This window comes from Sphingobium trunci (assembly GCF_022664535.1).
Classification (GTDB): Bacteria; Pseudomonadota; Alphaproteobacteria; order Sphingomonadales; family Sphingomonadaceae; genus Sphingobium.
In genome coordinates, this window is record NZ_JAKUJY010000033.1 from 1 (window position 1) to 26,703 (window position 26,703).

Annotated in this window: 27 protein-coding genes and 1 tRNA gene; 13 read left to right on the top strand and 15 right to left on the bottom strand. The window is 65.8% G+C overall.

The window, feature by feature from the left end; translation table 11 throughout:
* Positions 1-425: 425 nt before the first annotated feature.
* The 7 genes from MJ601_RS19590 to MJ601_RS19620 form a co-directional block, all read right to left on the bottom strand.
* Entirely contained in the window at positions 426-1,775 is a 1,350-nt protein-coding gene (locus tag MJ601_RS19590) for an ATP-binding protein (RefSeq protein ID WP_242129613.1), read from the bottom strand.
* Positions 1,772-2,491 (bottom strand): response regulator, encoded by a 720-nt coding sequence (locus MJ601_RS19595; protein ID WP_242129621.1) that lies wholly within the window; start codon positions 2,489-2,491, stop codon positions 1,772-1,774. The genes MJ601_RS19590 and MJ601_RS19595 overlap by 4 nt, the downstream gene beginning before the upstream one ends.
* A gap of 148 nt (positions 2,492-2,639) precedes the next feature.
* The gene (locus tag MJ601_RS19600) at positions 2,640-3,281 is read right to left on the bottom strand and encodes an EF-hand domain-containing protein (RefSeq protein WP_242129623.1); all 642 of its coding nucleotides are present in this window, start codon (positions 3,279-3,281) and stop codon (positions 2,640-2,642) included.
* A gap of 137 nt (positions 3,282-3,418) precedes the next feature.
* Positions 3,419-4,636, bottom strand: a complete 1,218-nt coding sequence (locus MJ601_RS19605) for an argininosuccinate synthase (RefSeq protein WP_242129625.1) — start codon at positions 4,634-4,636, stop codon at positions 3,419-3,421.
* A gap of 169 nt (positions 4,637-4,805) precedes the next feature.
* Entirely contained in the window at positions 4,806-5,786 is a 981-nt protein-coding gene (locus MJ601_RS19610; protein ID WP_242129627.1) for a hypothetical protein, read from the bottom strand.
* A gap of 182 nt (positions 5,787-5,968) precedes the next feature.
* The gene (locus MJ601_RS19615) at positions 5,969-6,151 is read right to left on the bottom strand and encodes a DUF4169 family protein (protein WP_242129629.1); all 183 of its coding nucleotides are present in this window, start codon (positions 6,149-6,151) and stop codon (positions 5,969-5,971) included.
* A gap of 40 nt (positions 6,152-6,191) precedes the next feature.
* Positions 6,192-6,265 (bottom strand) — tRNA-Gly (locus MJ601_RS19620).
* 110 nt (positions 6,266-6,375) lie between these two features.
* On the opposite strand from MJ601_RS19620, the gene MJ601_RS19625 reads away from it, so the two are divergent.
* From MJ601_RS19625 to MJ601_RS19640, 4 genes are all read left to right on the top strand, one after another.
* Positions 6,376-7,302 carry a LysR family transcriptional regulator gene (locus MJ601_RS19625; RefSeq protein WP_242129631.1) on the top strand — a complete coding sequence of 309 codons (927 nt, stop codon included), beginning with the start codon at positions 6,376-6,378 and terminating at the stop codon, positions 7,300-7,302.
* A gap of 130 nt (positions 7,303-7,432) precedes the next feature.
* Positions 7,433-9,550: a TonB-dependent receptor gene (locus MJ601_RS19630; RefSeq protein WP_242129654.1), complete on the top strand. Its 2,118-nt coding sequence runs from the start codon at positions 7,433-7,435 to the stop codon at positions 9,548-9,550.
* A 113-nt stretch (positions 9,551-9,663) separates the two neighbouring features.
* A complete protein-coding gene (locus MJ601_RS19635) occupies positions 9,664-10,779 on the top strand; it encodes a DUF47 family protein (RefSeq protein WP_242129663.1) in 1,116 nt (371 codons plus the stop codon).
* 18 nt (positions 10,780-10,797) lie between these two features.
* Positions 10,798-11,799: an inorganic phosphate transporter gene (locus tag MJ601_RS19640; RefSeq protein ID WP_242129665.1), complete on the top strand. Its 1,002-nt coding sequence runs from the start codon at positions 10,798-10,800 to the stop codon at positions 11,797-11,799.
* Between the two features lie 66 nt (positions 11,800-11,865).
* Here the strand turns inward: MJ601_RS19640 and MJ601_RS19645 are convergent, their stop codons facing one another.
* The gene (locus MJ601_RS19645) at positions 11,866-12,039 is read right to left on the bottom strand and encodes a hypothetical protein (RefSeq protein WP_242129667.1); all 174 of its coding nucleotides are present in this window, start codon (positions 12,037-12,039) and stop codon (positions 11,866-11,868) included.
* Positions 12,040-12,177: 138 nt separating this feature from the next.
* Between MJ601_RS19645 and MJ601_RS19650 the strand changes: the two genes are divergently transcribed.
* Entirely contained in the window at positions 12,178-13,581 is a 1,404-nt protein-coding gene (locus MJ601_RS19650; protein WP_242129676.1) for a helix-turn-helix domain-containing protein, read from the top strand.
* On the opposite strand, the gene MJ601_RS19655 is transcribed toward MJ601_RS19650, so the two are convergent.
* Positions 13,539-14,534 carry a LysR family transcriptional regulator gene (locus MJ601_RS19655; protein WP_242129678.1) on the bottom strand — a complete coding sequence of 332 codons (996 nt, stop codon included), beginning with the start codon at positions 14,532-14,534 and terminating at the stop codon, positions 13,539-13,541. The two genes, MJ601_RS19650 and MJ601_RS19655, sit on opposite strands and share 43 nt — an antisense overlap.
* A 226-nt stretch (positions 14,535-14,760) precedes the next feature.
* On the opposite strand from MJ601_RS19655, the gene MJ601_RS19660 reads away from it, so the two are divergent.
* Positions 14,761-14,988, top strand: a complete 228-nt coding sequence (locus MJ601_RS19660; RefSeq protein WP_242129681.1) for a hypothetical protein — start codon at positions 14,761-14,763, stop codon at positions 14,986-14,988.
* 29 nt (positions 14,989-15,017) lie between these two features.
* Entirely contained in the window at positions 15,018-15,893 is an 876-nt protein-coding gene (locus tag MJ601_RS19665; protein ID WP_242129683.1) for a bestrophin family protein, read from the top strand.
* Positions 15,894-16,140: 247 nt separating this feature from the next.
* On the opposite strand, the gene MJ601_RS21985 is transcribed toward MJ601_RS19665, so the two are convergent.
* Positions 16,141-16,968, bottom strand: coding sequence for a cold-shock protein (locus MJ601_RS21985; RefSeq protein ID WP_281061370.1), 828 nt, complete (start codon positions 16,966-16,968; stop codon positions 16,141-16,143).
* A 258-nt stretch (positions 16,969-17,226) separates the two neighbouring features.
* On the opposite strand from MJ601_RS21985, the gene MJ601_RS19680 reads away from it, so the two are divergent.
* The 4 genes from MJ601_RS19680 to MJ601_RS19695 all read left to right on the top strand — a co-directional run bounded on the left by MJ601_RS19680 (position 17,227) and on the right by MJ601_RS19695 (position 19,497).
* Positions 17,227-17,844: a ribonuclease D gene (locus MJ601_RS19680; RefSeq protein ID WP_242129684.1), complete on the top strand. Its 618-nt coding sequence runs from the start codon at positions 17,227-17,229 to the stop codon at positions 17,842-17,844.
* An 18-nt stretch (positions 17,845-17,862) separates the two neighbouring features.
* Complete coding sequence (locus MJ601_RS19685) at positions 17,863-18,510, top strand: LPS export ABC transporter periplasmic protein LptC (RefSeq protein ID WP_242129686.1); 648 nt, start codon at positions 17,863-17,865, stop codon at positions 18,508-18,510.
* On the top strand, positions 18,510-19,070 hold the full coding sequence (locus MJ601_RS19690; protein ID WP_242129688.1) for an LptA/OstA family protein: 561 nt from the start codon (positions 18,510-18,512) through the stop codon (positions 19,068-19,070). The genes MJ601_RS19685 and MJ601_RS19690 overlap by 1 nt, the downstream gene beginning before the upstream one ends.
* Before the next feature lie 100 nt (positions 19,071-19,170).
* The gene (locus MJ601_RS19695; RefSeq protein ID WP_242129690.1) at positions 19,171-19,497 is read left to right on the top strand and encodes a hypothetical protein; all 327 of its coding nucleotides are present in this window, start codon (positions 19,171-19,173) and stop codon (positions 19,495-19,497) included.
* Between the two features lie 33 nt (positions 19,498-19,530).
* On the opposite strand, the gene MJ601_RS19700 is transcribed toward MJ601_RS19695, so the two are convergent.
* From MJ601_RS19700 to MJ601_RS19715, 4 genes are all read right to left on the bottom strand, one after another.
* Positions 19,531-20,124 carry a histidine phosphatase family protein gene (locus tag MJ601_RS19700; protein ID WP_242129692.1) on the bottom strand — a complete coding sequence of 198 codons (594 nt, stop codon included), beginning with the start codon at positions 20,122-20,124 and terminating at the stop codon, positions 19,531-19,533.
* 5 nt (positions 20,125-20,129) lie between these two features.
* Positions 20,130-20,957: a 3-deoxy-manno-octulosonate cytidylyltransferase gene (kdsB, locus tag MJ601_RS19705; RefSeq protein ID WP_281061371.1), complete on the bottom strand. Its 828-nt coding sequence runs from the start codon at positions 20,955-20,957 to the stop codon at positions 20,130-20,132.
* On the bottom strand, positions 20,954-21,961 hold the full coding sequence (locus tag MJ601_RS19710; protein WP_242129696.1) for a KpsF/GutQ family sugar-phosphate isomerase: 1,008 nt from the start codon (positions 21,959-21,961) through the stop codon (positions 20,954-20,956). Before MJ601_RS19710 ends, kdsB begins: the two co-directional genes overlap by 4 nt.
* A gap of 312 nt (positions 21,962-22,273) precedes the next feature.
* Entirely contained in the window at positions 22,274-23,269 is a 996-nt protein-coding gene (locus MJ601_RS19715) for an NAD-dependent epimerase/dehydratase family protein (RefSeq protein WP_242129707.1), read from the bottom strand.
* Positions 23,270-23,680: 411 nt separating this feature from the next.
* On the opposite strand from MJ601_RS19715, the gene MJ601_RS19720 reads away from it, so the two are divergent.
* Entirely contained in the window at positions 23,681-24,796 is a 1,116-nt protein-coding gene (locus MJ601_RS19720; RefSeq protein ID WP_242129709.1) for a GNAT family N-acetyltransferase, read from the top strand.
* Complete coding sequence (locus tag MJ601_RS19725; RefSeq protein WP_242129711.1) at positions 24,793-25,653, top strand: cupin-like domain-containing protein; 861 nt, start codon at positions 24,793-24,795, stop codon at positions 25,651-25,653. The genes MJ601_RS19720 and MJ601_RS19725 overlap by 4 nt, the downstream gene beginning before the upstream one ends.
* On the opposite strand, the gene MJ601_RS19730 is transcribed toward MJ601_RS19725, so the two are convergent.
* Positions 25,631-26,686, bottom strand: coding sequence for a GNAT family N-acetyltransferase (locus tag MJ601_RS19730; RefSeq protein WP_242129713.1), 1,056 nt, complete (start codon positions 26,684-26,686; stop codon positions 25,631-25,633). The two genes, MJ601_RS19725 and MJ601_RS19730, sit on opposite strands and share 23 nt — an antisense overlap.
* Positions 26,687-26,703 lie beyond the last annotated feature (17 nt).

The following is a 26,703-nucleotide window of genomic DNA, read 5'->3' on the forward strand; positions in this document are numbered from 1 at the left end:
TAAACACTTTGCTACCTCCGACATCCGTGCTCATCGTATGCCTTTTGGCCAGCGACAGCTATCAGCGTTGCAAGCTACAGTGCTGAATGCCCCAGTTTGGTCGTTTTAAGCCAGAACCCCCTTCGTCATGCCGGGCTTGACCCGGCATCCCGCTTTCTCTCTGATGGGCGGCGAACGAAGAAGCGGGACCCCCGGATCAGGTCCGGGGTAACGGCTGATGGTCGAAACGCGCCAACCCACTTTTTCCTGTCCTACAATCACTCCTCTGCGCTAGGATTCGCCCGGCTCTTTGAAAATTCGATATAATCTGTTCGATACCAGACCGGAAATGACGGTTTCCCATGCCTCTATCGTGTCACTTGTGTCACCCAAATCCTACAGGGCGGCAGGGACGATGGTGACCGCAAACGGGATAGACCGCTGCTTCATGCCGGAAGGACCAGACTGGCCTCCAGCCCGCCCTGCGGACGGTTCGCGAGCTTCAGGGCGCCGCCATGTTCGGCCATGATCGCCCGGACCAGCGCCAGGCCCAGCCCGGCCCCGCCCGTCTCGCGATTGCGGGAACCTTCCAGGCGGGTGAAGGGCTCCATCATCTCCTCCATCCGGTCCTCGGCGATGCCGGGGCCGTCATCGGCGACGATCAGGCGAATGACGCCCTGCCCCCGCTCCACCGACACATGGGCGCGCTCGCCATAGACGATCGCGTTTTCGATGAGGTTGCGCAGCGCCCGGCGAATCTGCTGCGGGCGTACGGTGGCCACCGCCCTCTCGCTGTCGGCCAGCTCGACCGGCGATCCCAGCTCCAGAAAATCCTCGACCACGGCGTCGGTCAGCGCCGAAAGATCGACCTTCTGCTGTTCTTCGCTGCTGCGCCCCGCCCGCGCGAGCGACAATATGTCTTCCAGCATCCGGTTCATCTCATCGATGGTTTCGGACATGCGCGCGCGCTCGACTTCGTCCTCCACGGACTCCGTGCGCACCCGCAAGGATGCCAGCGGGGTGCGCAGATCATGGCCGATCGCGCCCAGCATCCGGTCCTTTTCATTGAGCATGGCGTAGATACGACTGCGCATGGCGTTGAAGGCGGTGGTCAGTTGCCGCACATCGCCGGGGCCGCGCTCCTCGACCGGGTCGGCCGAACCCGTGCGGGCGAATTGCTGGGCCGAGCGGGTCAATTGCAGCAACGGCCGCGCCAGCCTGCGCCCCACCCACAGCAGCGGCAACAGGACGATGGCATAGAGGATCAGCGTCTGCCCCACCAGCCAACCGCCGAAGCGTTGCGGCAGCCCACCGATTCGCGTCTGGGTCACGGCCCATTTGCCGGGCGCATATTCGGCGGCCATGATCAGACGCCCCATATGCCCATGATCGGGTTCGCGATTGGCCCGCATCCGGAAATTGTCCCAGCGGCGGGGCGGCGGCGACCGAAGATCCTCGACCACGCGCAACGAACGGACGGACAGCCCGACATCCTCGAACATGGCCCTGCCGCGTTTTTCGATGTCCGGCCGCGCTTTCCCCGCCAATGCCGGGGGCGCCGCCAGGAAGCGCACGCGGTTCCGGCGGTCGATGTCGGCGGCATCGTGACGGTCACGATTGTCGAGCGCGTCGACGATCCGGTAGACCGCCGGCGCCGTCTGCGTAGTCAGCTCGATCCGGTTGCGTTCCCGCAGCAGCAGGGCGAAGTTGATCGCCTGCGCCACGAACAGCGCGATGGCGACGAGGATGATGATCTGGGCGACCAGACCCTGCGGCCAGAGGCGAAGCCGCTTCACAGCTTGCGCACGTCCGCCGCCAGCGTATAGCCGCCGCCCCAGACCGTCTTGATCAGCGTCGGGCTCTTGGGATCAGGCTCGATCTTCTTGCGCAGGCGGCTGATCTGGTTGTCGATCGCGCGGTCGAAGGCGTTGGCCTCGCGTCCCTGGGTGATGTCCAGCAACTGGTCGCGGCTCAAAACCTGGTTGGGCCGCGTCGCGAAAGCCAGCATCAGATTATATTCGGCGGTGGAAAGGGGCAGCGACACGCCTTCGCCATCAACCAGCGTACGCTCCTGAGTCTTGAGCAGCCAGCCGGCAAAGGCATAGGTCGCGCCATCGGGCGCCGTCACCCGCTGGCCCCCGGTCGCGACCCGGCGAAAGATCACCTTGATCCGGGCGACCAGTTCGCGGGGCGAAAAGGGTTTGAGCACATAATCGTCCGCGCCCATTTCCAGCCCGACGATCCGGTCGGTCTCTTCCGATCTGGCGGTGAGCAAGATGACGGGAATTTCGCTGGTCTCGCGGATATGGCGGCACAGCGACAGACCGTCCTCGCCCCGCATCATGATGTCCAGCACGACCAGATCGATGGCGTTGGCGTTCAGGCGCAGGCGCGCCTCCGCCGCGCTCTCGACGGCGGTCACGCGGAAGCCGTTGCGCGAAAGATATTGCGCCAGCGGCTCGCGGATCGAACGCTCGTCGTCGACGAGCAGCAGATGGGGTCGTTCGCTCATGGTCCGGTTCTTGTCATGGCTTCGCGCCGGTTGGAAGAGCCGTGGGGGAAGGGCGAAGATATAGGGGGGCAACTTCGCCCTTCCCCGGTGCGGTCGGGAAAGGGACCGGAAGGGGGAGAGGCCAGCCCCCCCGACCGCAACTGGCAGCTCAGTTGGCGGGCGGCGGGGGCGGCGGGCCCTTGCGGTCCTTCCAGCCATCGCGGAAGGCTTCACGTGCGGCCTTCATTTCATCGGCCGTCACCTTGCCGTCGTGATTGGTGTCGGCCTTGTCGAACATGGCGAGCGGGCCGGCCATGAATTCGGCCTTGGTGATGGTGCCGTCCTTAGCGGCATCGCCATCCGGGCCGCCACGCATCATGCCATGGCCCGGCCCCCGATGGCCCCAGCCCGGGCGCTCCGGACCACCCGGCCTGTCCATGCCGTCATGCCCTCCGTCACGGCCCTGATGCGCGGCGACGAATTCGGCCTTGCTGATCTGGCCGTCCTTGTTGGTATCCATGGCGGCAAAACGTTCGTCGAGCCGCTGCTGGCGCAGGATCTCCCGGTCTTCGCTGGTCAGCTTGCCGTCATGGTTGGCATCGAGCCTGGCGAAGCGGGCCTCCAGCGCGGCGGTGAATTCCGCCTTGGTGACGACCCCGTCATGATTGGCGTCAGCCATCATCAGCATGCCGCCACGCGGACCATGGGGGCCGGGACCGCCATCATCCTGCGCGAAAGCGAGATGCGAGGCAGCGAGCCCGCCGACGAACAGCGATCCCAGCGCCACGGTGGTCATGAATTTGCGGATCATGGATTTCCCTTCAAAGCGTCTGTCACGAACGGCACTCCGCCGTCCTTCAAGCCGCTTATCGGAAAATTTTGTCCCCCAATTTTGTCACGTCACCCGATAAAATGTCGCAATTTGTATCGGGCGACGGACCGGGATCGTCAGCGGTCGCGCCGTCCCAACAGACGGAGGCGAAGCGCGTTGAGCTTGATGAAGCCCGCAGCGTCGCGCTGGTCGTAGGCGCCCGCATCATCCTCGAAGGTCACGACCTTCTCGCTGTAGAGGCTGTTGGGCGACTTGCGGCCGACGACATGGACGCCGCCCTTGTAGAGCTTCAGGCGGACAGTGCCGGTCACCTTTTCCTGGCTATGGTCGATCGCGGCCTGGAGCATCTCGCGCTCGGGCGAGAACCAGAAGCCGTTATAGATCAGCTCGGCATATTTGGGCGCCAGTTCGTCCTTGAGATGCGCGGCGCCGCGGTCGAGCGTCAACTGCTCGATGCCGCGATGGGCGAGATGATAGATGGTGCCGCCCGGCGTTTCATACATGCCGCGCGACTTCATGCCGACGAAACGGTTCTCGACCAGATCGAGGCGGCCGATGCCATGCTTGCGGCCATATTCGTTGAGCGTTTCGAGCAGGGTCGCGGGCGACATGCCCACGCCGTTGATCGCGATGCCATCGCCGCGCTCGAAATCAATGGTGATATATTCGGGCGCGTCGGGCGCATCCTCCGGGTTCACGGTGCGCGAATAGACATAGTCCGGGGTTTCCTCCCACGGATCTTCCAGCACCTTGCCCTCGGAGCTCGTGTGCAGCATGTTCGCGTCGGTCGAGAAGGGGCTTTCGCCGCGCTTGTCGCGGGGGATCGGGATCTGGTGCTTTTCGGCGAATTCGATCAGCTTCGTGCGGCTCGTCAGATCCCATTCGCGCCACGGCGCGATCACCTTAATGTCGGGCGCCAGGCCATAATAGCCGAGCTCGAAGCGGACCTGGTCGTTGCCCTTGCCGGTCGCGCCGTGCGACACCGCGTCGGCGCCGACCATTTTCGCGATCTCGATCTGGCGCTTGGCGATCAGCGGACGGGCGATCGAGGTACCAAGCAGATACAGTCCCTCATAGAGCGCGTTGGAGCGCATCATCGGGAAGACATAGTCCTTGACGAACTCCTCCCGCAGGTCGTCGATGAAGATATGCTCTTCCTTGACGCCCATCAGGCGGGCCTTGGCGCGGGCGGGCTCCAGTTCCTCCCCCTGCCCCAGATCGGCGGTGAAGGTCACCACTTCGCACTGATAGGTCTGTTGCAGCCATTTCAGGATCACGCTGGTGTCGAGACCGCCGGAAAAGGCGAGGACGATGCGGTTGATCTTGTCGGACATGGGTTCAGCGACTTTCTGTAGAGCGGGCCGTCAAGGGCCGAGAAATTACCGGCGGGCCGGTATCAGGCCGGACGCGCAAGTGCAACCGGGTCGCCGAAGATTGAGCGCATGAAAAAGGGGACGCAAGCGGCAATGGCTGCGTCCCCTTCGCCATTGGCGTCGATCGGCCCTAGCTGGTGCGCGGGTTGAACATGGTCTTCCGGCCGCGATCGGAGCCGAAGCGATAGACGGTCTGCGTCGGCTGCGGGGTCGGGCGGGGGGCGGCAGGCGACGCTTCCGGGGAAAGTGCCGCTTGCGGCGCGGCTGCCCGTTGCTGCTGGGCGAGCAGGAATTTGGCCCGCGTCATGCGCTTGGCATAGGTGCGGAACGGATTTTCCGGGCTCGGCGGCTGCGCAACCATCGCCTCCAGCAGGCTCTCAGCGCTACGGGCGGCGGCGGGCGTTGCCGCGAACACAGGCTGCGGCGCGGCAGTTGTCACCGGCTCGGGTGCCATATCGACGGGCGCGGCATAAACGGCTTCCTCCGCGGCTAGTTCATCCAGTTCATCGTCCTGCCCGTGCCGACGACGGCGCATCAGCGCAGCGCCACCCAGCCCCAGCATCAGCAGCGCTCCGCCGCCGACAGCCCAGATCAGAGAGGGATCGGTTGGGCGAACCGCCGGCGATTCGGCGGGCGCTGGCTGCGCGACGCTATCGTCGGACACCGCCGGAGTGGGCGCGGCAGTGATCGGGGCCGCCGCCTGACCCGGCGCTATCTCACGCGGCGCGGGTTGTGGTGCACGGACCGGTTCCGGTTTGGGCGCCACAGCCTCTGGCGCAGCGGTTCGGGCAATCGTCTTGGGAGCTGTCCGCGCAGCCGCGGCCTTCGGCGCCCGCTTCACGGGTTGGCTGGCGGCTTCCGCCTGCGATGCCGCGATCGCTGCATTCAGCCGTTCCTCCACCGAAGGCGTTTGCTGCACGACGGGTTGCGACGGCTCGAATGCGGGAGTGGACGCGGGCTGCGAAGCCGGCGGTGCAGCTTGTTCAGCGGCCGGCGCGACAGGCGCGGGTGGAACCACCACGGTCTGCGCGAGCAGCGGGGTGGCCGTAAAAGCCAGAACAGCGGCAATCGCGGTCCCGGCCGGGCGAACAATGCGAATATGTCCAGTCATAGCAGAGCATAAACCCGCGCAGGCGGCCATCGTTCTCTACGCAAGTGCAGCATTTTGGATCAGCCGAGGCTGGTGAACGACGAAATGAACGACAAATGGACGATATTAACGGCCGTTCATCTTTCTCTGCCTATATCTATGCTTGGCACTGGAATATAGGGATCCGAGGATTACTCGCTTATCTAGTCACGATCATCCCGGCGCGCGCCATCCAGCAAGCGCTTCTTGCGCTCTTCTTCAAGCGACTGTTCCAGCCGCTCCGCCTTTGTCCGGCCGAACTTCACGCGGTTGGCCTCCGCCTGGCGCGACTTGTCGATCCGCGCCTTGGTTTTGCGTGCTTGCCGGAAATTGATGATGTCGCCCATGAAATGCCTGCAAACAGCGGTGATGAACGGGGCGTCCGACTGGAGCGGGTAGCGGGGATCGAACCCGCATCACAAGCTTGGAAGGCTAGTGCTCTACCATTGAGCTATACCCGCCCGTCAGGAAACGCGCCCTGCCATCATAGAGCGGGGTTCGTCAATATGGCAAAGCGGCGTTAAGCTAATATCTGCCTTAACCCCGGACTCCATTTGCACTATCAGGGGTCATGACCACCCCCTCCTTGCGCCAGTTGGATATATTCGCGCAGATGGTGGCGTCCGGAAGCGTCGTCCGCTGCGCCCGCGACCTGGACATGGACGCGGAGGAGGTGGCGCGCGATCTCGCTTCGCTGGAACTGCGGCTTGGCTATCGCCTGTTCGAAAATCTGACCGGCGATGCCCGGCTGACCCCCGCCGGGCGCAAGACCGCGCAGGCCATGACGCTGCTGTCGCAGGACGAGCCTGAAAGCTGGCGGGTCGATGAGGCCGAGGCTCCGGTTGCCGAGCAGCCTTCCCCATCACCCCCACCGACACCGGCCTCTTCACGCGAAACCATCATCCTCGCCGCGCCTGCCCCCGTTTTCGGTCATTTTCAGGATGCGCTCACCGCCTTTGAAGCGGCAAACGAGGATGTCGCCATCACGCTCGACCTGACCATCCACCTGGCCGACGAAGCCGCCCTGGCGCTGCGTCAGGGCAAGGCCGATATCGCCTATTTCTATGCGCTGGGAGAGGTGGACGGCCTGCACAGCCGCTATGGCTGGTCGGAGCAGATCAACCTTTACGCGGGAACCGGTCATCCGCTGGCGCAGCAGGACAGCGTATCGTTCGCGCAACTGGCACTGACGCCGACATTGGCCATGGAGCCGCATAACGGCCTGAGGCGGATCATCGATGAAGCCCTGATGCGTGGCGGCGTCCCGTTGGGCGCGCCGGTGCTGGAAACCGACAATCTGTTCGACATCATGACCATATTGCGGGAGGGCGCTGGCTGTTTTGCCGCCTTCGGCCCGCTGGCCCGCGACCTGGGACGCATGAGCGGGATCAGACGGATCGCTCTGGAACGCCCGCTGCCTGCCATCGAAATACGCCAGGCCGTCCATCCCAAGGGCAAGGCCGCGGCCGACGCTCTGGCGGAATTTCTGTTTCTATAAGGGATGTTACGGCGAACTGCCCATCTTTTCGGTCCGTTCGGCCAGACCGGGACATTAGGCGTTGATACACTATATCATTTCGGATAGGGGCAGATCATCTCTCCCCGCCTGCTCAAGGATACCGAGCCGAATGTCCCATTCCACGCTGCTGCGTGCCGGTTGCGCCATGTCCGCACTCTGCCTTTCCTTCCCGGCGATCGCGCAAGAGAGCACGGCCGATACCGCGCCTCAATCCTATCATGACCAGCAACGAGCAGACATCGTCGTCACCGCCATCATTCCCCGGCGGCAGGGCGATATCCTCTCCGGCACCTCGGTCGTGTCCGGCGAAGCCCTTACGCGCAATCTGCGCCCGACGATCGGCGATACGCTGGCCCGTCAGCCGGGCGTATCGGCCACATCCTTCGGTCCCAATGCCTCCCGCCCGGTGCTGCGCGGCTTCCAGGGCGAGCGCGTGCGCATCCTGACCGATGGCATCGGCAGCTTCGACGTGTCCAACACCTCGGTCGATCATGCGGTCGCGATCAACCCGCTGACCGCCGACCGGATCGAGGTGCTGCGCGGCCCCGCTGCGCTCCTCTATGGTTCCTCGGCGATTGGCGGCGTGGTCAATGTGATCGACAGCCGCATCCCGCGCCGCGTGCCCGACGAACCCATCCATATCGACGGCATCGCCACCTATGGCAGTGCCGCCAACGAGCGCACCGGATCGGGCGAGATCGAGGCTCCGATCGGCGACAAGTTCGTCGTGCATTTCGACGGCAGCTATTCCAGGAGCGGCAATCTCGACACGGGCAGTCCTATTTTGACGCCAGCGCTGCGCGCGCAGGCGGCGGCAAGCAGCGATCCGGACATCCGGAGCCTGGCCGACCTTCGTGGCAAGCTGCCCAACAGCGCGGCGCGGACCTGGGAAGTCGCTGGCGGCGCGGCGCTCATCACCGATGGCGGCAATCTGGGCTTTTCCGTCGCACATACCGATAATTTCTACGGCGTGCCGGTGCGCTATTCGCTCGACCCCGATCGCGGGGCGGAGAAGGTGCGGCTGCACATGAAACAGGACCGCGCCGACCTGCGCGCCGAACTGCCGGTCAATGGCGGCTTCCTCGAGTCCATCCGCCTGCGCGCGGGCTTTGCCGACTATCAGCATCAGGAGATTGCAGAGGACGGCGCGGTCGGTACGACCTTCTACAATCAGTCCATCGAATCCCGGCTGGAACTGGTGCAGGCCAGGCGCGGCGGATGGGATGGCGCGATTGGCGCCCAATTCTTCGCCCGCGACTTCCATGTCGATGGCGAAGAGAAATTCCTGCCGCGCAACCGGACGGAGCAACTGGGCTTCTTCACCCTGCAATCGCTCGATTTCGGATCGACGCGGGTCGAACTGGGCGGCCGCTACGAACAGAGCAAGGTCAGCGCGGATGCCGACGAGATGCTGCTCAACCCGGCTTATCATCGCACTTTCAATGCCCTGTCCGGATCGCTGGGCATCAGTCAGGAAATCACCTCCGGCTGGCGGGTAGGGCTGAACCTGTCGCGCACCGAACGCGCTCCGTCGGCCGAAGAACTGTTCGCGCGCGGCAACCATGCGGGCACGCAGGCCTTCGAGCTCGGCAATCCCGCCTTCGGCTTGGAAAAAAGCTGGGGGATTGAAGGCACGCTGCGGGGTCAGGGCGAGGGTTACAGCATGTCCCTCTCCGCCTATCACAACTGGTTCAATGGCTATATCTACGATTCACTGACCGATGACAGCGTCTGCATGGCAGCCCATGGCGGGCAGCCGCTCGATTTCCCCTGCTACCAGAATCTTCAGGCTGATGCCCGCTATCTGGGCTTCGAGGCCGAGGGATCACTGACGCTGGGACGGGTCGCGGGCTACAAGGTCAATCTGGATGGCCTTGCCGACTATGTCCGCGCCACCATCGTCGGATCGGGTCCGGCGCCGCGCATTCCTCCGCTGCGCCTGCTGGGCGGTCTGGAATTGCAGGGCGACCGCATGAGCCTGCGCGGCGAGATCGAACACAGCTTCGCGCAGAATCGCATTTCCGACACGGAAACGCCGACCAGCGGCTTCACGCTCGTCAACGCCTCGCTGTCGGTCAAGCCGTTCAAGGGCAATGACCGGACGACCATCACCCTGTCGGCCAACAATATCTTCGATGCCGAAGCCCGGCGCGCCGCCAGCTTCCTCAAGGATTACGCACCGCTGGCCGGACGGGACATCAGACTGACCGCGCGCCTGTCGATCTGATCCGCCGGTTGCTCCCCCGATTGCGCAATATGACAATTTCGTTACAAGGCGCGGATGGATTGGGGGCAGTCATTCATCGATCATGAACGCCGTGGAGCGTATAAGGGCGGCTGATGCGTCAGATCGCCGCCCTTCCCTATGCGACCGATCCCGATGGATCGATGCGTATCCTGCTCATCACCTCGCGGGAGACGAAACGCTGGGTGATTCCCAAGGGCAATCGGATCAAGGGACTGGCCGGCCATCGCGCCGCCGAACTGGAAGCCTATGAGGAAGCGGGCATTCACGGCATTGCCTGTCCCGCGCCGATCGGCCGCTACCGCTACGACAAGAAAAGGCGCAACGGCGACATACGTGAGGCGACGGTCGAGGTTTTCCCGCTTGCAGTGACGGGCCAGTTGCCGCAATGGCCCGAACAAGGGCAGCGGGAACTGCGTTGGTTTCCCGTGGCCGAAGCTGCAAAGGCCGTCGACGAACCCGATCTACAATCCATCATCGCAGCCTTTCGCGAGCCGCCCAGGGATCCGGGCCTGTTCGTGCGGACGTTGCTGCGGATCAGGGAATGGCAAACCGAAAGGACTGGAATGCTGCGCTGGTTTCACGCGCTGATGCCCAAACAGGGCCGCTTTTTCGAGCAGTTCGAGGATCATGCCGCGACCCTGGTCGCCGGCGCCGATGCACTCGCCAAGCTGCTGAAGGGCGGGCCGGACATCGATCTCCACATCAAGGAGATTTCCGACCGCGAACATGAGGCGGACGATATCATACGGGAGGTGCTGCAGGATGTCCGCCGCATCTTCGTCACCCCCTTCGACCGCAGCGCCATCACCGGGCTGATCGGCGTGATGGACGATGCCATCGACCAGATGAACCAGACGGCGAAGGCCATCGCCCTGTTCGAGGTGAAGGAATTTCCTTCCCAGATGCAGGATATGAGCGCGCTGATCGTCGAATGCGCCCGCATCACGGCGGAGGCGATGCCGCTGCTGCGTTCGCTCAACCTCAATTCGGTGCGGCTGCACGACCTGACCGAGCGGCTGGTCAAGCTGGAGGGTCATGCCGACATCCTGCACGAGGCGGGCCTGAAGGCGCTTTACGCCCAGGCGCGGCAGGGCAATCCGATGGACTTCGTCGTCGGCAACGAAATCTACAGCCATCTGGAAAAGGTGACCGACCGGTTCGAGGATGTCGCCAACGAGATTTCCGGCCTGGTCATCGACCACGCCTGATCGCGCCAGAGCAGAAACATGGAAGCCCATATCGCCTTTCCGCTGCTGATCGGCCTGATCGGCATCGCTTTGCTGTTCGATTTTCTGAACGGGCTGCATGATGCCGCCAACTCGATCGCGACCATCGTGTCGACGCGGGTCTTGAAGCCGCAATATGCGGTGGCCTGGGCAGCATTCTTCAACTTCATCGCTTTCCTCTTCTTCGGCCTGCATGTGGCCGAGACGGTGGGCAAGGGGATCGTCGACGCCAGCATCATCGACGCTCAGGTGATTTTCGGGGCGTTGATGGGGGCGATCGCCTGGAACCTCATCACCTGGGGCCTGGGCATTCCCTCCTCCAGCAGCCATGCGCTGATCGGCGGCCTGCTGGGGGCGGGCACGGCCAAGGCGGGGCTGTCCGCCGTGGTGTGGAGCGGGGTGTTCAAGACCAGCGCCGCCATCGTGCTGTCGCCGGCGATCGGCCTGGTGCTGGCGCTGCTGCTGGTGCTGATCATCAGCTGGATCTTCCGCCGCTTTACCCCGCAGGGCGCGGACAGCGTATTCCGCAAGTTGCAGATGGTGTCGGCGTCACTCTATTCGCTGGGCCATGGCGGCAATGACGCGCAGAAGACGATGGGGATCATCGCCGTGCTGCTCTATTCGCAGGGGATGCTGGAGGGCGGCTTTCACGTGCCCTTCTGGGTGGTCATATGCTGTCAGGCAGCGATGGGTCTGGGCACGCTGCTGGGCGGATGGAAGATCGTGCACACCATGGGGTCGAAGATCACCCGGCTGACCCCGGCGCAGGGCTTCTGCGCGGAAACGGGCGGTGCTCTGACGCTGTTTCTGTTCACCCACCTGGGCGTGCCGGTGTCGACGACCCATACCATCACCGGCGCGATCGTCGGGGTGGGTGCGTCGCGGCGGCTTTCGGCGGTGCGATGGAATGTCGCGTCCAGCATCGTGGTCGCCTGGGTCGTGACGCTGCCCGCCGCCGCCGCGATCGGGGCGGCCTTTTACGGGCTGACGCAATTCTTCTGAAAAACAGGTGAGGGCGCGGCTGGTAGAGGCCGCGCCCTCCTCCTCTCCTGAACCTTTATCGGATGGTCAGCTCACCCGTCCCAGGCGATGGTAGAGATTAGCATATTTGACCGATTCGGGCTTGTCCTGAACTTCGCGCAGATAATGGGCGATGGCGGTGCGGATCAGGCCGAAATCCTCCTGGCTGAAAACCGCGCGGGAGCGGGTGGGCTGGGGCATTTCCGTGATGTCCATTGTCATTTCCTTCTCTTGTCGCTGACGGTCGTGGTGACCGGATGCCTCCTAAAACCATGAAGGCTCCGGAGAACAAAGGGCGATTAGTGAGGGCGTGTCATTGGGTGACTTGTTCATACTGTCATCTTTTGACATAATGACATTATGGCGGATGACCGGAAGCTCTATCTTGGCCCCAAGCTGCGGGTGTTGCGGCGGGAACTGGGGCTGAACCAGACGCGGATGGCGGAGGAACTGGGGGTGTCGCCCAGCTACCTCAACCATCTGGAGCGCAACCAGCGGCCGCTGACGGCGCAGATGCTGCTGCGCCTCGCCAACACCTATGACATCGACATTCGCGATTTCGTCGCCAGCACGCAGGAGGGCGCGGCGAGCGCGCTTGGCGAAATCCTGTCCGATGCGCTGGTGCGCGACATCGGCATCGCGCGGGACGAGGTGCTGGAGGTCGCAGAAAATTATCCGGGGGTGAGCGAGGCGATCGGGCGCTTCTACCGGGCGCTCACCGACCTGCGCCGCCTGCCCGAGCAGGTCGCGGCCGGGCCGGGAAGCGTGGCGCCGCTGCACGCGCCGATCGACTGGCTGCGCGAGACGATCGCGCGGGCGGGCAATCATTTCGCCGAACTGGACGGGGCGGCCGAGACGCTGTCGGCGGAACTCGGCGACGATCCGGGGGCGATGCAGGCGGGCATCCGGGCGCGGCTGAAGGAACGGCATGGCATGGCCGTGCAGATCGTGCGCGAGGAAGTGCTGGCCGGGACGCTGCGCCATTATGACATGCACCGGCGGCGGCTGCTCCTGAGCGAGCGGCTGGCATCTTCGGGGCGGCTGTTCGCGCTGGCCTATCATCTCTGCTCGCAGGAGATGGCCGACGGGATCGCCGCCCAGGTGGCGCGGGCGGCGCCGCCGGACGAGGACAGCCGCCGCCTCGCCGGAATCGCGCTCACCAACTATGCCGCCGCCGCACTCATCATGCCCTATGACCGTTTCACCAGGGCGGCGGAGCAGAGCCGCCATGACCTGCCGCTGCTGCGAACCCGCTTCGGCGTGTCGATGGAGCAGCTTGCCCACCGGCTGACCACGCTGGGGCGGACGGGGGCGCGGGGCGTGCCCTTCTTCATGGCGAAGCTGGACCGGGCGGGACAGCTATCCAAGCGCTTCGACGGCGAGGCATGGCCCTTCGCGCGGCTGGGCGGCACCTGTCCGCGCTGGGACGCGCATGGGGCGCAGGCGCCGGATATGGTGCGGGCGCAACTGCTGGAGACGATGGAGGGGCGGCGTTTCCTGAGCTTCACCATCGGCCTGCCGCAGGAGGGCGGGGCGCGGGGGCGGTCCGTGATCGCGCTGGGGTGCGAGGCGAAACATGGGCCGCGCATCGTCCATGCCGACGGGATCGACCTGGAAAAGGGGCCAGCGACGGAGACCGGCCCGACCTGCCACCTGTGCGAGCGCCGCGCCTGCCCCGACCGCGCCCTGCCGCCGGTGACGCGGGCGCTGGACCTGCATGGCTATGAGCGGACGGTGGCGCCGTTTCCGTTCCGGCGGGTCTGATCGGCCGGAAGCACCGAAGCCCCGGCCGACGGGATCGGCGGCGGGTGACGTTCCCGCTGGTCCGGATCGGCCGGGTCCGGTGTCCGCAGATGGCGCGCCAGAAAGTCGAGGCAGGACCTGACCTTGGCGGTTTCCCCCTGCGCGGGCAGGTAAAGGGCCGCGATCGCGGAAGGGGGCAGGCGGACGGCGGGCAGCACGCGCTGGAGCCGCCCGCTGGCAAGATCGTCGGCAACCTCCCACAGCGACTTGATCGCGATGCCCGCCCCATCCAATATCCAGGCGCGCCCCAGTTCGCCGTCATTGGTGCTGAGGGTGACGCGCGGCCCCGCCCCTTCCCCCGTGACGCCGCGCCACATATGCTGCTGGGCATGGCCGACCACGACATTGTCGTGGCTGCCCAGATCGGCGACCGAACGGGGCCTGCCGCGGCGCTGCAGATAGGATGGCGAGGCGCATAACAGGCGCGGATTGCTCGTCAGCCGCTTCATCTTCAGCGCGGAGTCGGGCGGCGGATCGAAGACGATGGCGATGTCATGGCCGGTTTCGACGATATTGCCCGCCTGTTCCGCCGTTTCGAGATGGATCGTCACATCGGGATGGAGCATCCCATATTGGCGGAACAGCGGCGCCAGCCGGGTCCGGCCGATATTCATCGCCGTCACGACCCGCAAATGCCCCGCCGCCTCGGTCGCCCGGCGCATGACGTCGCTTTCCATCGCATCGATGTCGGACAGGGCGCGCCCGGCACGCTCGTAGAAGAGCAGGCCTTCGTCGGTCAGCGTCAGGTGCCGGCTGTTGCGCCGGACCAGCACGACGCCCAGCCGTGCTTCCAGTTGGGACAGGCGGCGGCTGGTCGCGGCCAGCGACAGGCCCAGGCGGCGGGCCGCCTCCGACAGGGTGCCGGATTCGGCGATCTTCACGAAGGAGGTGATCTCGGACAATCGGTCGGACATGGCCATCAAGCTAGGAGGATGATGTTGCAGCGCAATAGGAAGCCTGTTGCACGTCTTTGTCTTTTGATTGCCATGTCGCCGGAAATGCACCGGAATGTAACGTATTCTTGCGGGGTTTGCGGGAGATGCAAGCCTGCCTTGCGTGGTCGTAACGGCGTTGACCGGAGCTTTTGCGACGCATCATTTTCCCTTCCTCTTTGCTCAAGACGGAGGGATGGAGTTGACGATGAAGATGCTGCTCGGCGCCCGCACCAAGGCGGACCCGCCCATTGCGTGGAACGATATCGAAGCGCTGCCGGTCTATGCCGCCATGCTGCTGTGCGCGCTATGCCTGGTGCTGGCGCTGATGGATTCCACGCCGCCCCTTTATGCGATCTCGCTGAAGATCGTGGGAATCATGGGCGGGCTGGCGCTGCGCCACGCCTGGCTGAAGCTGGATGACGAAAATCCCTGAGTGGCGCGAAAGGAGCGGGATAATCCCCCATGATCGTCGGACAGTCTCCGCGTATCCGCAAGAGTTTCCAGAAGGCGTGGAGTGCCCTGATCGCCCTGTTCCTGTGGGATCTGGCCGTCACGATCTTCTATTTCATCTCCCCTTTTCCGGCACCCGCGCTGCCGCTGACGATCTTCGGCACCGCATTGGCGCTGATATTGGGCTTCCGGGTCAATTCCGCCTATCAGCGCTGGTGGGAGGGTCGCATATTGTGGGGCGCGATGGTCAATGCGTCGCGCAGCTATGCCCGCGTCGTGCTGGCCTATCTGCCCGACCGGGCGGCCGCGCTGAAGGCGGAACTGATCGAACGGCAGATCGCCTATGTCCACGCCCTGCGCTGCCAGTTGCGGCGGCAGGACCCGGCGCCCGACATGCAGCGGGTGCTGGGCGGGGACGTGCCTGAACTGGAGCGGCGCAATCCGGCCAACGGATTGCTGGACGGGTCGGCCCGGCGGATCGGCCATGCCGTGCGGCAGGGATGGATCGACACCATCCAGCAGAGCCAGATGGAGCGCGTGCTGGTCGACATGGCGAATGCGCAGGGCGGCATGGAGCGGTTGAAGAACACCCCGCTGCCAGCCCAATATCGCAGCTTTCCCAAATATTTCATCCGGCTGTTCTGCGTCCTGCTGCCGATCGGGCTGGTCGAGACGCTGGGCATCGCCACCCCGGTCGGGTCCGCCGTCGCCAGTTTCATGTATCTGGCCGTGCTGCAGATCGGCGACGATCTGGTCGATCCCTTTGCCAACAGCATCCACGACCTGCCGCTGAACAGCGTGACGACGATGATCGAAGGCGATCTGAACCAGGCGCTGGGACGTCCCGCCCCGCCGCCGGTGCAGCCGGAAGATGGCGTCTTGTGGTGACGGCCCAGGCGGCCTGAAGGAACGGCAGTTCCCATCCTGATATCCCGCTTTCCTTCGGTCCGCACATGGAAGGAAGCGGGACCCCGGGTCGGGCCCGGGGTGACGAACACAAGGGGACGGGGTTCGATTTCCTCGCGGCGGCGCTGTCCGTCACCGGCGAAGCCGGAGCGAAGGGCACCGCCACGAAAAAGGGGCCGCCGGGCAGGCGACCCCTTCTATCCTCTCCCTAAAGCGGGCAGGTCTTTTATCAGTCGGCCTTCGTCTGAAGGTTCACGGCTGCATATTTGCCGCGACGGTCGACTTCCAGTTCGAAGTCGAGACGGTCGCCTTCATTGAGCGCGCTCATGCCGGCGCGTTCGACTGCGCTGATGTGCACGAACGCATCGGGCTGGCCGTCGTCGCGCTGGATGAAGCCAAAGCCCTTCATCGCGTTGAAGAACTTGACCGTGCCGCTGGCGCGTTCGCCGGTGAGCTGGCGCTGCGGACCGCGGTCGCCGCCGCCCGGACGATCGCCGAAGCCGCCCGCACGGGGTTCGCGCGGAGCGCGTTCGGTGACGGGGAGCGGTTCGCCCTCGATCTTGAGGTCGGTCGCCGACACCTTGCCGCCGCGATCCACCAGCGTGAAGCCGAGCGGCTGGCCTTCGGCCAGGCCGGTCAGGCCCGCCTGCTCGACGGCGCTGATGTGCACGAACACGTCTTCGCCGCCATCGTCACGGACGATGAAGCCGAAACCCTTCTGGCCGTTGAAGAATTTGACGACGCCGGTGCCTTCGCCGACGACCTGGGCAGGCATGCCGCGGCCACCGCCGCCGAAACCACCGCCGCCGCCGCCGAAGCCGCCGCGACCACCGCCGCCGCCACCGAAGCCGCCGCGGTCGCCGCCGAAGCCGCCACCACCGCCGCCGCCGCCGCCGAAGCGGTCACCACCGCCGAAACCGCCGCGGTCGCCACCAAAGCCACCACGATCGAAACCACCGCCAAAACCGCCGCGGCCACCCTCATAGAAACTGTCGTCGCCGAAACCGTCGCGCTTGTCCTTGCCGCGCCCGCCGCGGCGACCTCTATCAAAACTCATGCCCTGTTGGTCACTTTCGCTTCGCCCCAGACTGAACCGGACAAACATGTCGGGCGAATGACATGCAGAATCCACCGCTATCGTCGCGGTTTGGGAATCACTATAACAATTTTTCAGGGCAGAGCGAATGATTTTACAGGATGACGCCGATCGGCGCCGAAAGCCGTAAATATGGGGCTTTCAACGGCATTTTCGGGCGCGGGGACGTGCGTGCAGCGAGTGATTGCGGCTGGGACGGTTTCGCCATAGAGGGGAATCATGACCGTGCATTTTCATGAAGAGGACCTGCCCGCGGGCGTCCTGGCCCCCGGCCCGATCGCCGTCGATACCGAAACCATGGGGCTGATCACGCCGCGCGACCGCCTGTGCGTGGTGCAGATCAGCGACGGCAAGGGCGACGAGCATCTGGTGCGCTTCAACCCCGGAAGCGATTATGCCGCGCCCAACCTGCGCGCCGTGCTGGCCGATCCCGAGCGGCTGAAACTCTATCATTTCGGGCGGTTCGACATCGCCGCGATCAAACATTATCTGGGCGTGGTGGCAGCGCCGGTCTATTGCACCAAGATCGCGTCGCGGCTGGTGCGGACCTATACCGACCGCCATGGGCTGAAGGAACTGGTGCGCGAGCTGCTGGGGCAGGAACTCAGCAAGGTGCAGCAGTCGAGCGACTGGGGCGGGCCGGTCCTGTCCGACGCGCAGAAGGAATATGCCGCGTCCGATGTGCGTTACCTGCACGCGTTGAAGGCCGAGCTGGACAAGAGGCTGATCCGCGAGGGGCGGATGGAACTGGCGCAGGCCTGTTTCGATTTCCTTCCCCACCGCGCCGAGCTGGACCTGGCGGGATGGCCGGAGATCGACATTTTCGCGCATATGTAGGGGGCGGGAGGCTTTCCCATGTCCGTTCAGGCCGATCAGCAGCGCGATGTACGCCGCCTTTGGGCGCGGCCGGGGGGAAGCCATGACCGGCTGGTCCGGCTGCTCAAGAACTGGTTGCCGGTGGGGGTCGGCGTGCTGGCGGCGCTGCTGGCGACGGCGCCCTTCACCGGGGGCGACAAGGTGAGCTTCGTGCTCGACAAGAACAAGGTCGAGGTGGCGAAGGAGCGGATGCGCGTGACCGAGGCGCTCTATCGCGGCGAGGACAGCAAGGGGCAGCCCTTTTCGCTGCGGGCCGGTTCCGCCGTGCAGAAAAGCTCGCGCGAGCCGATCGTCGACCTCAACGACATGCAGGCGCGGATATTGCTGTCCGACGGGCAGGCGCTGCTGCGGGCGCAGAAGGGCCGCTACGACATGGATACCGAGCGGGTCGCGATCGACGGGCCGGTGCAGTTCCAGTCGGAGGGCGGATACCGGCTGACCACGCGGGATGTGGGCGTGGACCTCAAATCCCGGCGGATGCAGAGCGCGGGCCGGGTCGACGGGCGGATACCCATCGGCACGTTCAGCGGCGACCATCTGGAGGCGGACCTGACCGCGCGGACGGTGACGCTCAATGGCCGAGCGAGCTTGCGTATCGAACAAAATGGCCTCAAAGGGCGGAAGTGATGAAAAAGCCCCTTATCCTGCTGTCCCTGGGCGCGCTGGGCGTTGCCGGCCTCACCTATGCGGGGGCGGATGCGCAGGTGCTGAAAAATCATGACAGCAACGCGCCGGTGAACTTCACCGCCGACCGGATCGAGGTGCAGGACCGCGCCGACCGGGTGATCGTGTCCGGCAATGTCGAGGTGATGCAGGCGGGCATGACGCTGAACGCGGCGCGCATGACCGTCGCCTACCGGAACCAGCCGAATGGCGGCACCGGCGCCAACGGGGTGGAGATCGACCGGATCGACGCTTCGGGCAATGTCGTGGTGCGCAAGGCGGACCAGACGGCGAAGGGCAATGTCGCCATATACGACCTCAACAGCAAGCTCATCACCATGCTGGGCAATGTGTCGCTGACGCAGGGGGCGAACCGGCTGACCGGCGGGCGGCTGGTGATCGACCTGACCACGGGGCGCTCCACCGTCGACGGGCGGGCGGCCGGGAGTGGCGCCGCGGGCGTCTCCGGCGGGAGCGGCGGGCGCGTGTCGGGCACCTTCACGGTGCCGCAGCGCAAGAACTGAACGGCGGCCCGGCGCGGGGGCGCGCAACTCGTCGCAAATCGGTTGCCTGATGCCTTTGTGGTGCGCGATGGATCGGCGCACGAGGTTGAGGGGGTTTTCCATGAGGACTGGTCTGTTGGGTTGCGCGCTGGCTCTGGGCGCTGCGCTGATGCCTGTGGCGGCGCTGGCCGACGATCCGCACGACCCCACCATGCGCAGCGCCGAGGCGCGGGCGCGGGACCGGGCGGCGATCCGGCGGATGAACCAGCAGCAGCTCGCCTATGTCCGGCAGCGCGACGACAGGCAGATGCGGAACTATCGGCAGGCACAAGGCGGATATGACGGCAGCTATGCCGACGCGCGCGCCGAATATGAGGGCAAGATGCGCGCCTGGCGCCGCGCCGTCGCCGCCTGCAATGCGGGCCGCTGGGAATATTGCGACGATTGATTTGCCGGGCGGCCTGTCCGGCCGGCGCCGGCTTCATCCGGGCCTTTGGTCCCAGCGGATGAGTTGGGGTTGGCCGGTGGCATCGATCGCCAGTTCGCCGAAGGCGCCGGTGCGCAGCTTGAGGGAGGTGAGCGGCACCCCCATGGCGAGCAGGGCGAAGCGGGCGGCGCCGTTGCTGGTGACCAGCAGTTCGGCCCCCTCCCCTTCCCGCGCGAACCAGCGTTTCCATGCAGCCAGCCGGGTTTCGGCGTCGACGCGCCAGCCATTGGGCGGGATCGCCTGTTCGTCCCAGGCGGCCAGGGCCTGTTCGCCGATGCGGGCGAGGACTTCGGCTTCGGGGCGGCCTTCGTCGGGGCCATGGTCGATTTCGTTGAGCCAGGGCAGCGGGCCGTCGAGGGGTTTGCCGGTCGCCGCGGCGATGGCGGCGGCGGTTTCCCGCGCGCGGAGCAGCGGGCTGCTGTGCAGGCAGTGGATGGGCATGGCGAGGGACGCGAAATAGTCGCCCAGCCGGGCGGCCTGGGCGCGGCCGCTTTCGACCAGCGGAAGGTCGGTGCCCGCCCCGATCCGGCAGGCCTGCGCGCTGCTTTCGAACGTGTTGCCGTGGCGGATGATGAAGAGGCGGCGCACGGGGTTCAGGAAGCGAGCGGCGGGGTCGGGTCGCCATGGACGGCGATCAGCGCCTCGACCCGGGCGATGTCGGCTTCGGTGTCGATGCCGGAACTGTCGAACAGCGGCGGGCTGACCGGCACGGTGGTGACGGGGATGGCCAGTTCGAGCAGGCGCAACTGTTCCAGCCCCTCCAGATTTTCGAGCGCCGTGGGCGGCGTGTCCTCGAAGCGGCTGAGGGCTTCGAACGTGTAGCCATAGAGGCCGACATGGCGCCAGACCGGGGACAGGGGCTGGCTGCGGCGCAGCGCGTCCTCGTTGCGGATGGCCGGGATGATGGTCTTCGAGAACCAGAGGGCGCGGCCGTCGGGCGCGCGGGCGCAGGTGGTGCCGCTGAAGGGCGAGCGCGTCTTGTGATCGCGCAGCGCATCGAGCGCGGGCCAGTCGAGGGCGATGACCGGCGTCGCGACCTGCGCCCCGTCCTCCAGCGCGGCGATCACCGAGCGCAGCGCGCCTTCGGGCTGGAAGGGGGAGTCGCCCTGCAGGTTGACGACGAAGCGCGGGGCATCGGCGCTTTGCCGGGCGGCGGCGAGCGCGCGGCCCGATCCGGTGGCGATGGCGCTGTCGGTCATCGCCGCCTCGCATCCGGCGGCGCGGGCATGATCGGCAATGTCCCCGTCGTCCGTGGCGACCAGCAGCCGCGCGTGCGGGAGCCCCTGCGTGGCGACGCGCGCCATGGCGATGGTCCGGTGCAGCAGGGTCCGCCCGGCGATCAGGCGCAGCGGCTTGCGCGGCAAGCGGGAAGAACCCGCCCGCGCCGGTATGACGACGAGGGTGGCGCCGCTGGTGGTCAGGCGACGCCCGCGTGCAGCAGATCATGCATATGGATGGCGCCGACCAGCCGGTCCTTCTCGCACACGAAGAGCAGCATGATATTATGGTCGTGCATCAGCCGGAGCGCTTCGGAGGCCAGTTCCTCCGGCCCGATGGAGAGCGGCTCGACCGTCATGTGCCGCCCGACCGGCTCGTTCATGTGGCGCGTGCCGGTGACGGTGCGGCGCAGGTCGCCGTCGGTGAAGGCGCCGATCAGCGCGCCCTTGCCGTCGACCACCGCCGTGCCGCCCAGCCGGGCGCGGGTCATTTCGATCGTCGCGTCGAGCAGCGAGGCATCCTCCTCGACGCGGGGCACATCCTGCCCCGAGGCCATGAGTTCGCGCACCTTGAGGAGCTGGGCGCCCAGGCGGCCATTGGGATGGAATTTATGGAAATCGTCCGCCGAAAAGCCGCGCATTTCCATCAGCGCGATGGCCAGCGCGTCGCCGAACGCCATCTGGATCGTCGTGGAGGTGGTGGGGGCCAGCGCATTGGGGCAGGCCTCCTTCACATTGGGCATCAGGATGCAGATGTCCGACGCCAGGGCGACCGTGCTGTTTTCCCGCGCGGTCATGCCCAGCAGCGGAATGGCGAAGCGCTTGCAATATTGGATGATGGGCCCGAGTTCGTTGGACTCGCCCGAATGGGAGAGCATCAGCACGACGTCATCCGGCGTCACCATGCCCAGATCGCCATGCCCGGCATCGGCCGGATGCAGGAAGATGGCGGGCGTGCCGGTCGAGGTGAGCGTCGCCGTCATCTTCCGCGCGACGATGCCGCTCTTGCCCATGCCGGTCACGATCAGGCGCCCGCGCACATGCATGATGACGCCGACCATCCGCAGGAAGGTCGCCGAAAATTCCCGTTCGGTAAATTGCGCTTCCAGCGCGTTCAGCCCTTCGGCCGCGATGGACAATGTACGGCGCGCGGTTTCTGCAATCCGCCCGCCCGAGCCAAATGGCACAATCTTCGTAACTGTCGACACGCGTAAGCCCTTTTTTCCATCATCGCCGCCGGTTTACCCAGCCAAGGATGATGGCGACGGTCCCACCGCCCCACGGTGTTCCGCCCTTACCTTGTTCCGCGACCCGACCAGTTGGAACCAACCGGCACCCGGACAGGATGGATAGGCCTGTTCCTTCGGGAATGGCAATCCATTTCGCAAGCGCGAATGATGATTTCAGCGCTTTTAACGCCACAATGGATTAAAAAGCGATGAAGCGTGGAGGAAGATCGGTGCGGTGCGGAACCTTTTGCGCGCAGGAAGGTTTTGGCGCGATTTTGCGGTGCGCCATGCCTATCCGTGATAGGCGCGATACCAGTCGACGAAGCGCGGAACGCCGGTTTGGATGCCGGTGGCGGGGGCGAAGCCGATATCCTGGGCGATGGCGCTGATGTCGGCGAAGGTCGCGGGGACATCGCCCGGCTGCATCGGCTGGAAGTCGATCTGCGCCTTGCGCCCGCAGGCATCCTCCAGAACGGAGATGAGGTGCATCAGCTCCTCCGGCCGGTTGTTGCCGATATTGTAGAGCCGGTGGGGCGAGCGGCTGCCCCCCGCCTTGAGCGCGCCGTCATCCTCCGGCGCATGGTCGAGACAGCCGATCACGCCGCTGACGATATCGTCGATATAGGTGAAGTCGCGCTGCATGCGGCCATGGTTGAACACCGGGATCGGCTGGCCCGCGAGGATTTTCGAGGTGAAGATCCACATCGCCATGTCGGGGCGGCCCCAGGGACCATAGACGGTGAAGAAGCGCAGCCCGGTCATCGGTATGCGGAAGAGATGGGCGTAGGTCTCGCTCATCAGCTCGTCCGCCCTCTTGGTCGCGGCGTAGAGCGAGACGGGATGGTCGGCGCGGTCCTCGACCCGGAAGGGCAGGCTGTCATTGCCGCCATAGACGGAGGAGGAGGAGGCATAGACCAGGTGGCGCACCCGCCTGTCCCGCGCCACTTCCAGCATGTTGACATGGCCCGCCAGGTTCGAGCGGACATAGGCATGCGGATTGACCAGCGAATAGCGCACGCCCGCCTGCGCGCCCAGATGGACGATCGCGTCGATCGGGTGATCGTGCAGCGCCGCCTGCAAGGCGTCCATGTCGGCGAAATCCAGCTCGGCGAAGGTGAAGAGGCCGCCATGGCGTTCATGCAGCGCGGCGATCCGGTCGCGCTTCAGCGAGACCGGATAATAATCGTTCATATTGTCGATGCCGAAGACCGCCCGCCCGTCGGACAGCAGCCGGTCGGCCACGGCCATGCCGATGAACCCGGCGGCGCCTGTCACGAGGATGGTCATGGGATGCTGTTCCTGTCGGCGGGTGAATGGCTCGCCAGTGTGGTGGATTTGAAATACGCCTGATTATAGCGGCTAGGTGGGGAGCGTATTTCAAATCCACCACTCTGTAATCACATATTTTTTGCTGGTGACCCTGATGAATCCGAAGTTCGTGCAGCGCTTGCCCAACGGTGTAACGAACTTCAGATTCGGGTCACCAGCCCCTCTTCTCAGAATATCCGGCGCGCGATGTAAAGGGCTTTCCCCATAAGTTCCGCATTTATCCCTGAAAAATCCGGCGGGCAGAGGCGTCGGGCTTCCGGGTAGCGCGGAGGCTCGCCTCGCTCGCGCCCGCCGGCCCCTCCCGCCCGCGGGCGGGGAATATGCAGGCGATTAGGCTTTCCATAATCATTGGTGGCTATGGCCGGTGCCATGGACATGGCTTCCCATCCGGCCGTCGCGACGGCGCATGCCTTTGCCCCCGCGCAGCGTGTGCGCTGGGCCGCGCTGGCGGCGCAAGCGGCTGAAGCCAATGGCTTTTATGCCCCGGACATGCTCTGCCCGGCGCTCGACCATCTGGCGGGCGAGGCGCAGATACGCGTGCTGGAGGCGCAGCGGGACGGCGAACTGATCGGGCTGATGCCGGTGGTGGTCGCCCCGCGCCATGGACGGCTGCCCGTCGCCTGCGTCACCAACTGGATGCATGACCATTGCTTCTTCGGGGCGCCGCTGATCCGGCGGGGCGAGGAAGTGGCGGCCTGGCGCGGCCTGCTGGCGCAGCTCGACGAGGCGCGCTGGGCGCCCGGTTTCCTGCATGTGCGCGGGCTGGACGCGGCGGGGGCCAATGCCGCCGCGCTGGAGGCGCTGTGCGTCGAGCAGCGGCGCGGGCGGCGCGAGGTGCACCGCTATGATCGGGCGATGCTGCGGTCGGACCTGGACGCCGACGCCTATTGGGAAACGCATGTGCGCTCGAAGAAGCGCAAGGAATTGCGGCGCCTGCAGAAGCGGCTGGCGGAGCTGGGCGTGGTGGAGAGCCGGTTGCTGGCCGACGGCGAGGCGCTGTCGGCCTGGTGCGGCGAGTTTCTGGCGCTGGAGGCTTCGGGCTGGAAGGGCAGGGAAGGAACGGCGCTGGCCTGCCGGACCGAGGACACCGCCTTCTTTCGCGCCGCCTGCGCGGCGGCGTTCGACCAGGGGCGGCTGCACTTCCTGCGCATGGACCTCGACGGGCGGGCGATCGCGATGCTGGTCAATTTCCGCCATGGCGAGGGCGCCTTTTCCTTCAAGATCGCCTTTGACGAGACATTGGGGCGCTTTTCGCCCGGCGTGCTGATCGAGATCGCCAACCTGCATGCGGTGCAGGCCGATCCGGCGATCGGCTGGATGGACAGCTGCGCGGCGGCGGACCATCCGATGATCGACAGCCTGTGGGCGGAACGGCGGACGATCGTCCAGTATCGCATTGCGCTCAAGGGGCCGGGGCGAAGCCTTGCCTTCGCGCTGGCCAATGGGGTCGAGGCGCTGGGGCGCAGATTGAAGGGGCAGGCATGAACGCGGTGAGCTCGATCGAGGCGGCGGTGTTCCCGGACGCGGCGCGGGCGGCCTTCGCGGCGGCCTATCCGGACCGCGCGGCGAAGCTGGGCCATGGGCTGGCGGGGCATGAACTGCTGACGCTGGAGGCATTGGCGCAACTGGCGGAACGCATGCCTGCCGCGTCGGTCGAATATAATCTGGGCAAGCTGCCTTTGGGGGTGCGGCCGGAGGATATGCCCGCCAACGGGCTGACGCTGGGCGAGACGATCCGGACCATCGAGACGAACGGAAGCTGGGCGGTGCTGAAGAATGTCGAGCGGGATGCGGCCTATGGCGCGCTGCTGGACCGGGCGCTGGGCGAACTGGCGCCGCTGGTGGAAGGGAAGACCGGGCCGATGCTGCATCGGGAGGCCTTCCTCTTCCTGTCATCGCCCGGCAGCGTGACGCCGTTCCACATGGACCCGGAGCATAATATCCTGCTCCAGATCAGGGGCGAGAAGACCATGACCGTCTTTCCCGCCGGGGACGAGGAACTGGTGCCCGCGATCCGGAGCGAGGCCTTCCATGCGGGCGGGCATCGCAATCTCGACTGGCGCGATGCGTTCCGGGAGCGGGGGACGGCGGTGACTTTGCTGCCCGGCGATGCGATCCATGTGCCGGTGAAGGCGCCGCATTTCGTCGAGAATGGGGCCGAAGTGTCGGTCAGCCTGTCCGTCACCTGGCGATCCGAGCGCAGCGTGGCCGAGGGCGAGCTGCACGGTTTCAACGCGATCCTGCGGCGGCGCAGGCTGCCCACCGGGCGGATCAGCGCCAGGCCCGAGGCGCAGGGCGTGAAGCGGCTGGCCTATCGCATCATGCGGAAGCTGGGCGTCTGAGGATCTTGCGGAGGACGGCTTCGGCTTCGAGGCGGGGGCTGAAGCGGTCGATCCGCCACCATTCCAGTGCCTCCTCGCGGGTGGCGAGGCTTTGCTTGTAGCGGTCCTTGCCCGCGAGCAGGGAATAGAGCGTCAGGCCGCGCCGCGCATAATGATCGACGGCGGCGGCGTGGCAGAGCAGGCCGGGCTTGTCCTTCGGCCCGCGCGGCGCGGCGAAGGCGGACTGATAGTTCATCGCCGTGCCGCCATGAAGGAAGTTGAGCAGCAGGCCGACCGTGCCGCCGCCGTCGGTGAAGCGGAGCAGTTCGACCTGATCGCTCCGGCTTGCCAGTCGGGTCGCGAAACGGCGGAAGGCGGGATCGTCCCAGGCATTGTCGGCATGGCGGTTGGCGTTGAGGGCCTGCATGTCCATGAGCCAGGGTTCGATATCGGCTGGCGCGGCGGCGGCGATCTGGGGGAGGGCGCCGCCATGATCCTTGATCGCGCGACGGATCTGGCTGCGCGTGTTGGAGCTGAGCAGCGAGAGATAGTCGGAAGCGCGGACGGCTGCGAGATCGACCTGATAGACCGGCGAGAGATCGAGGCGGGTCTTGCGGCGGGCGGGAATGGCGAGCAGCGCCGAGCCGGGCGCGATGCCGCCCAAACGCAGGGTGCGCCAGTCGTTGCGCCGGGCGAGCGCTTTCAGCGTGGCTTCGGCCGCCTCCCCTTCCCTGCCCTTTTCCGCCAGCAGGCCGTTATATTCGATGAAGGGGCGGTCGGCGGCGGGATCGCCCGACTGGTTGAGCGAGAGGGTGGCGCTGCGGCCGAGCAGGCGCGGCTGCATGGCGTGGCCGAACAGGGCCAGGGCGACGTCCCGGCCCTGCGCGTCGGTGACGGACAGCAGTTCGGGGCGGACGGCGTAGCTTTCCAGCCAGGCGCCGGTCCAGTCCCAGCCGAGGAAGAAGCTGGCGTCAGCGCGCGCCTCCAGCGCCTGCCAGCGGGGGGCGAGGATCGCCGGATCGGGAAGGCGGGAGAATTGGGCGGTGAGGGCCATGGTCCGCCCTTGTGACA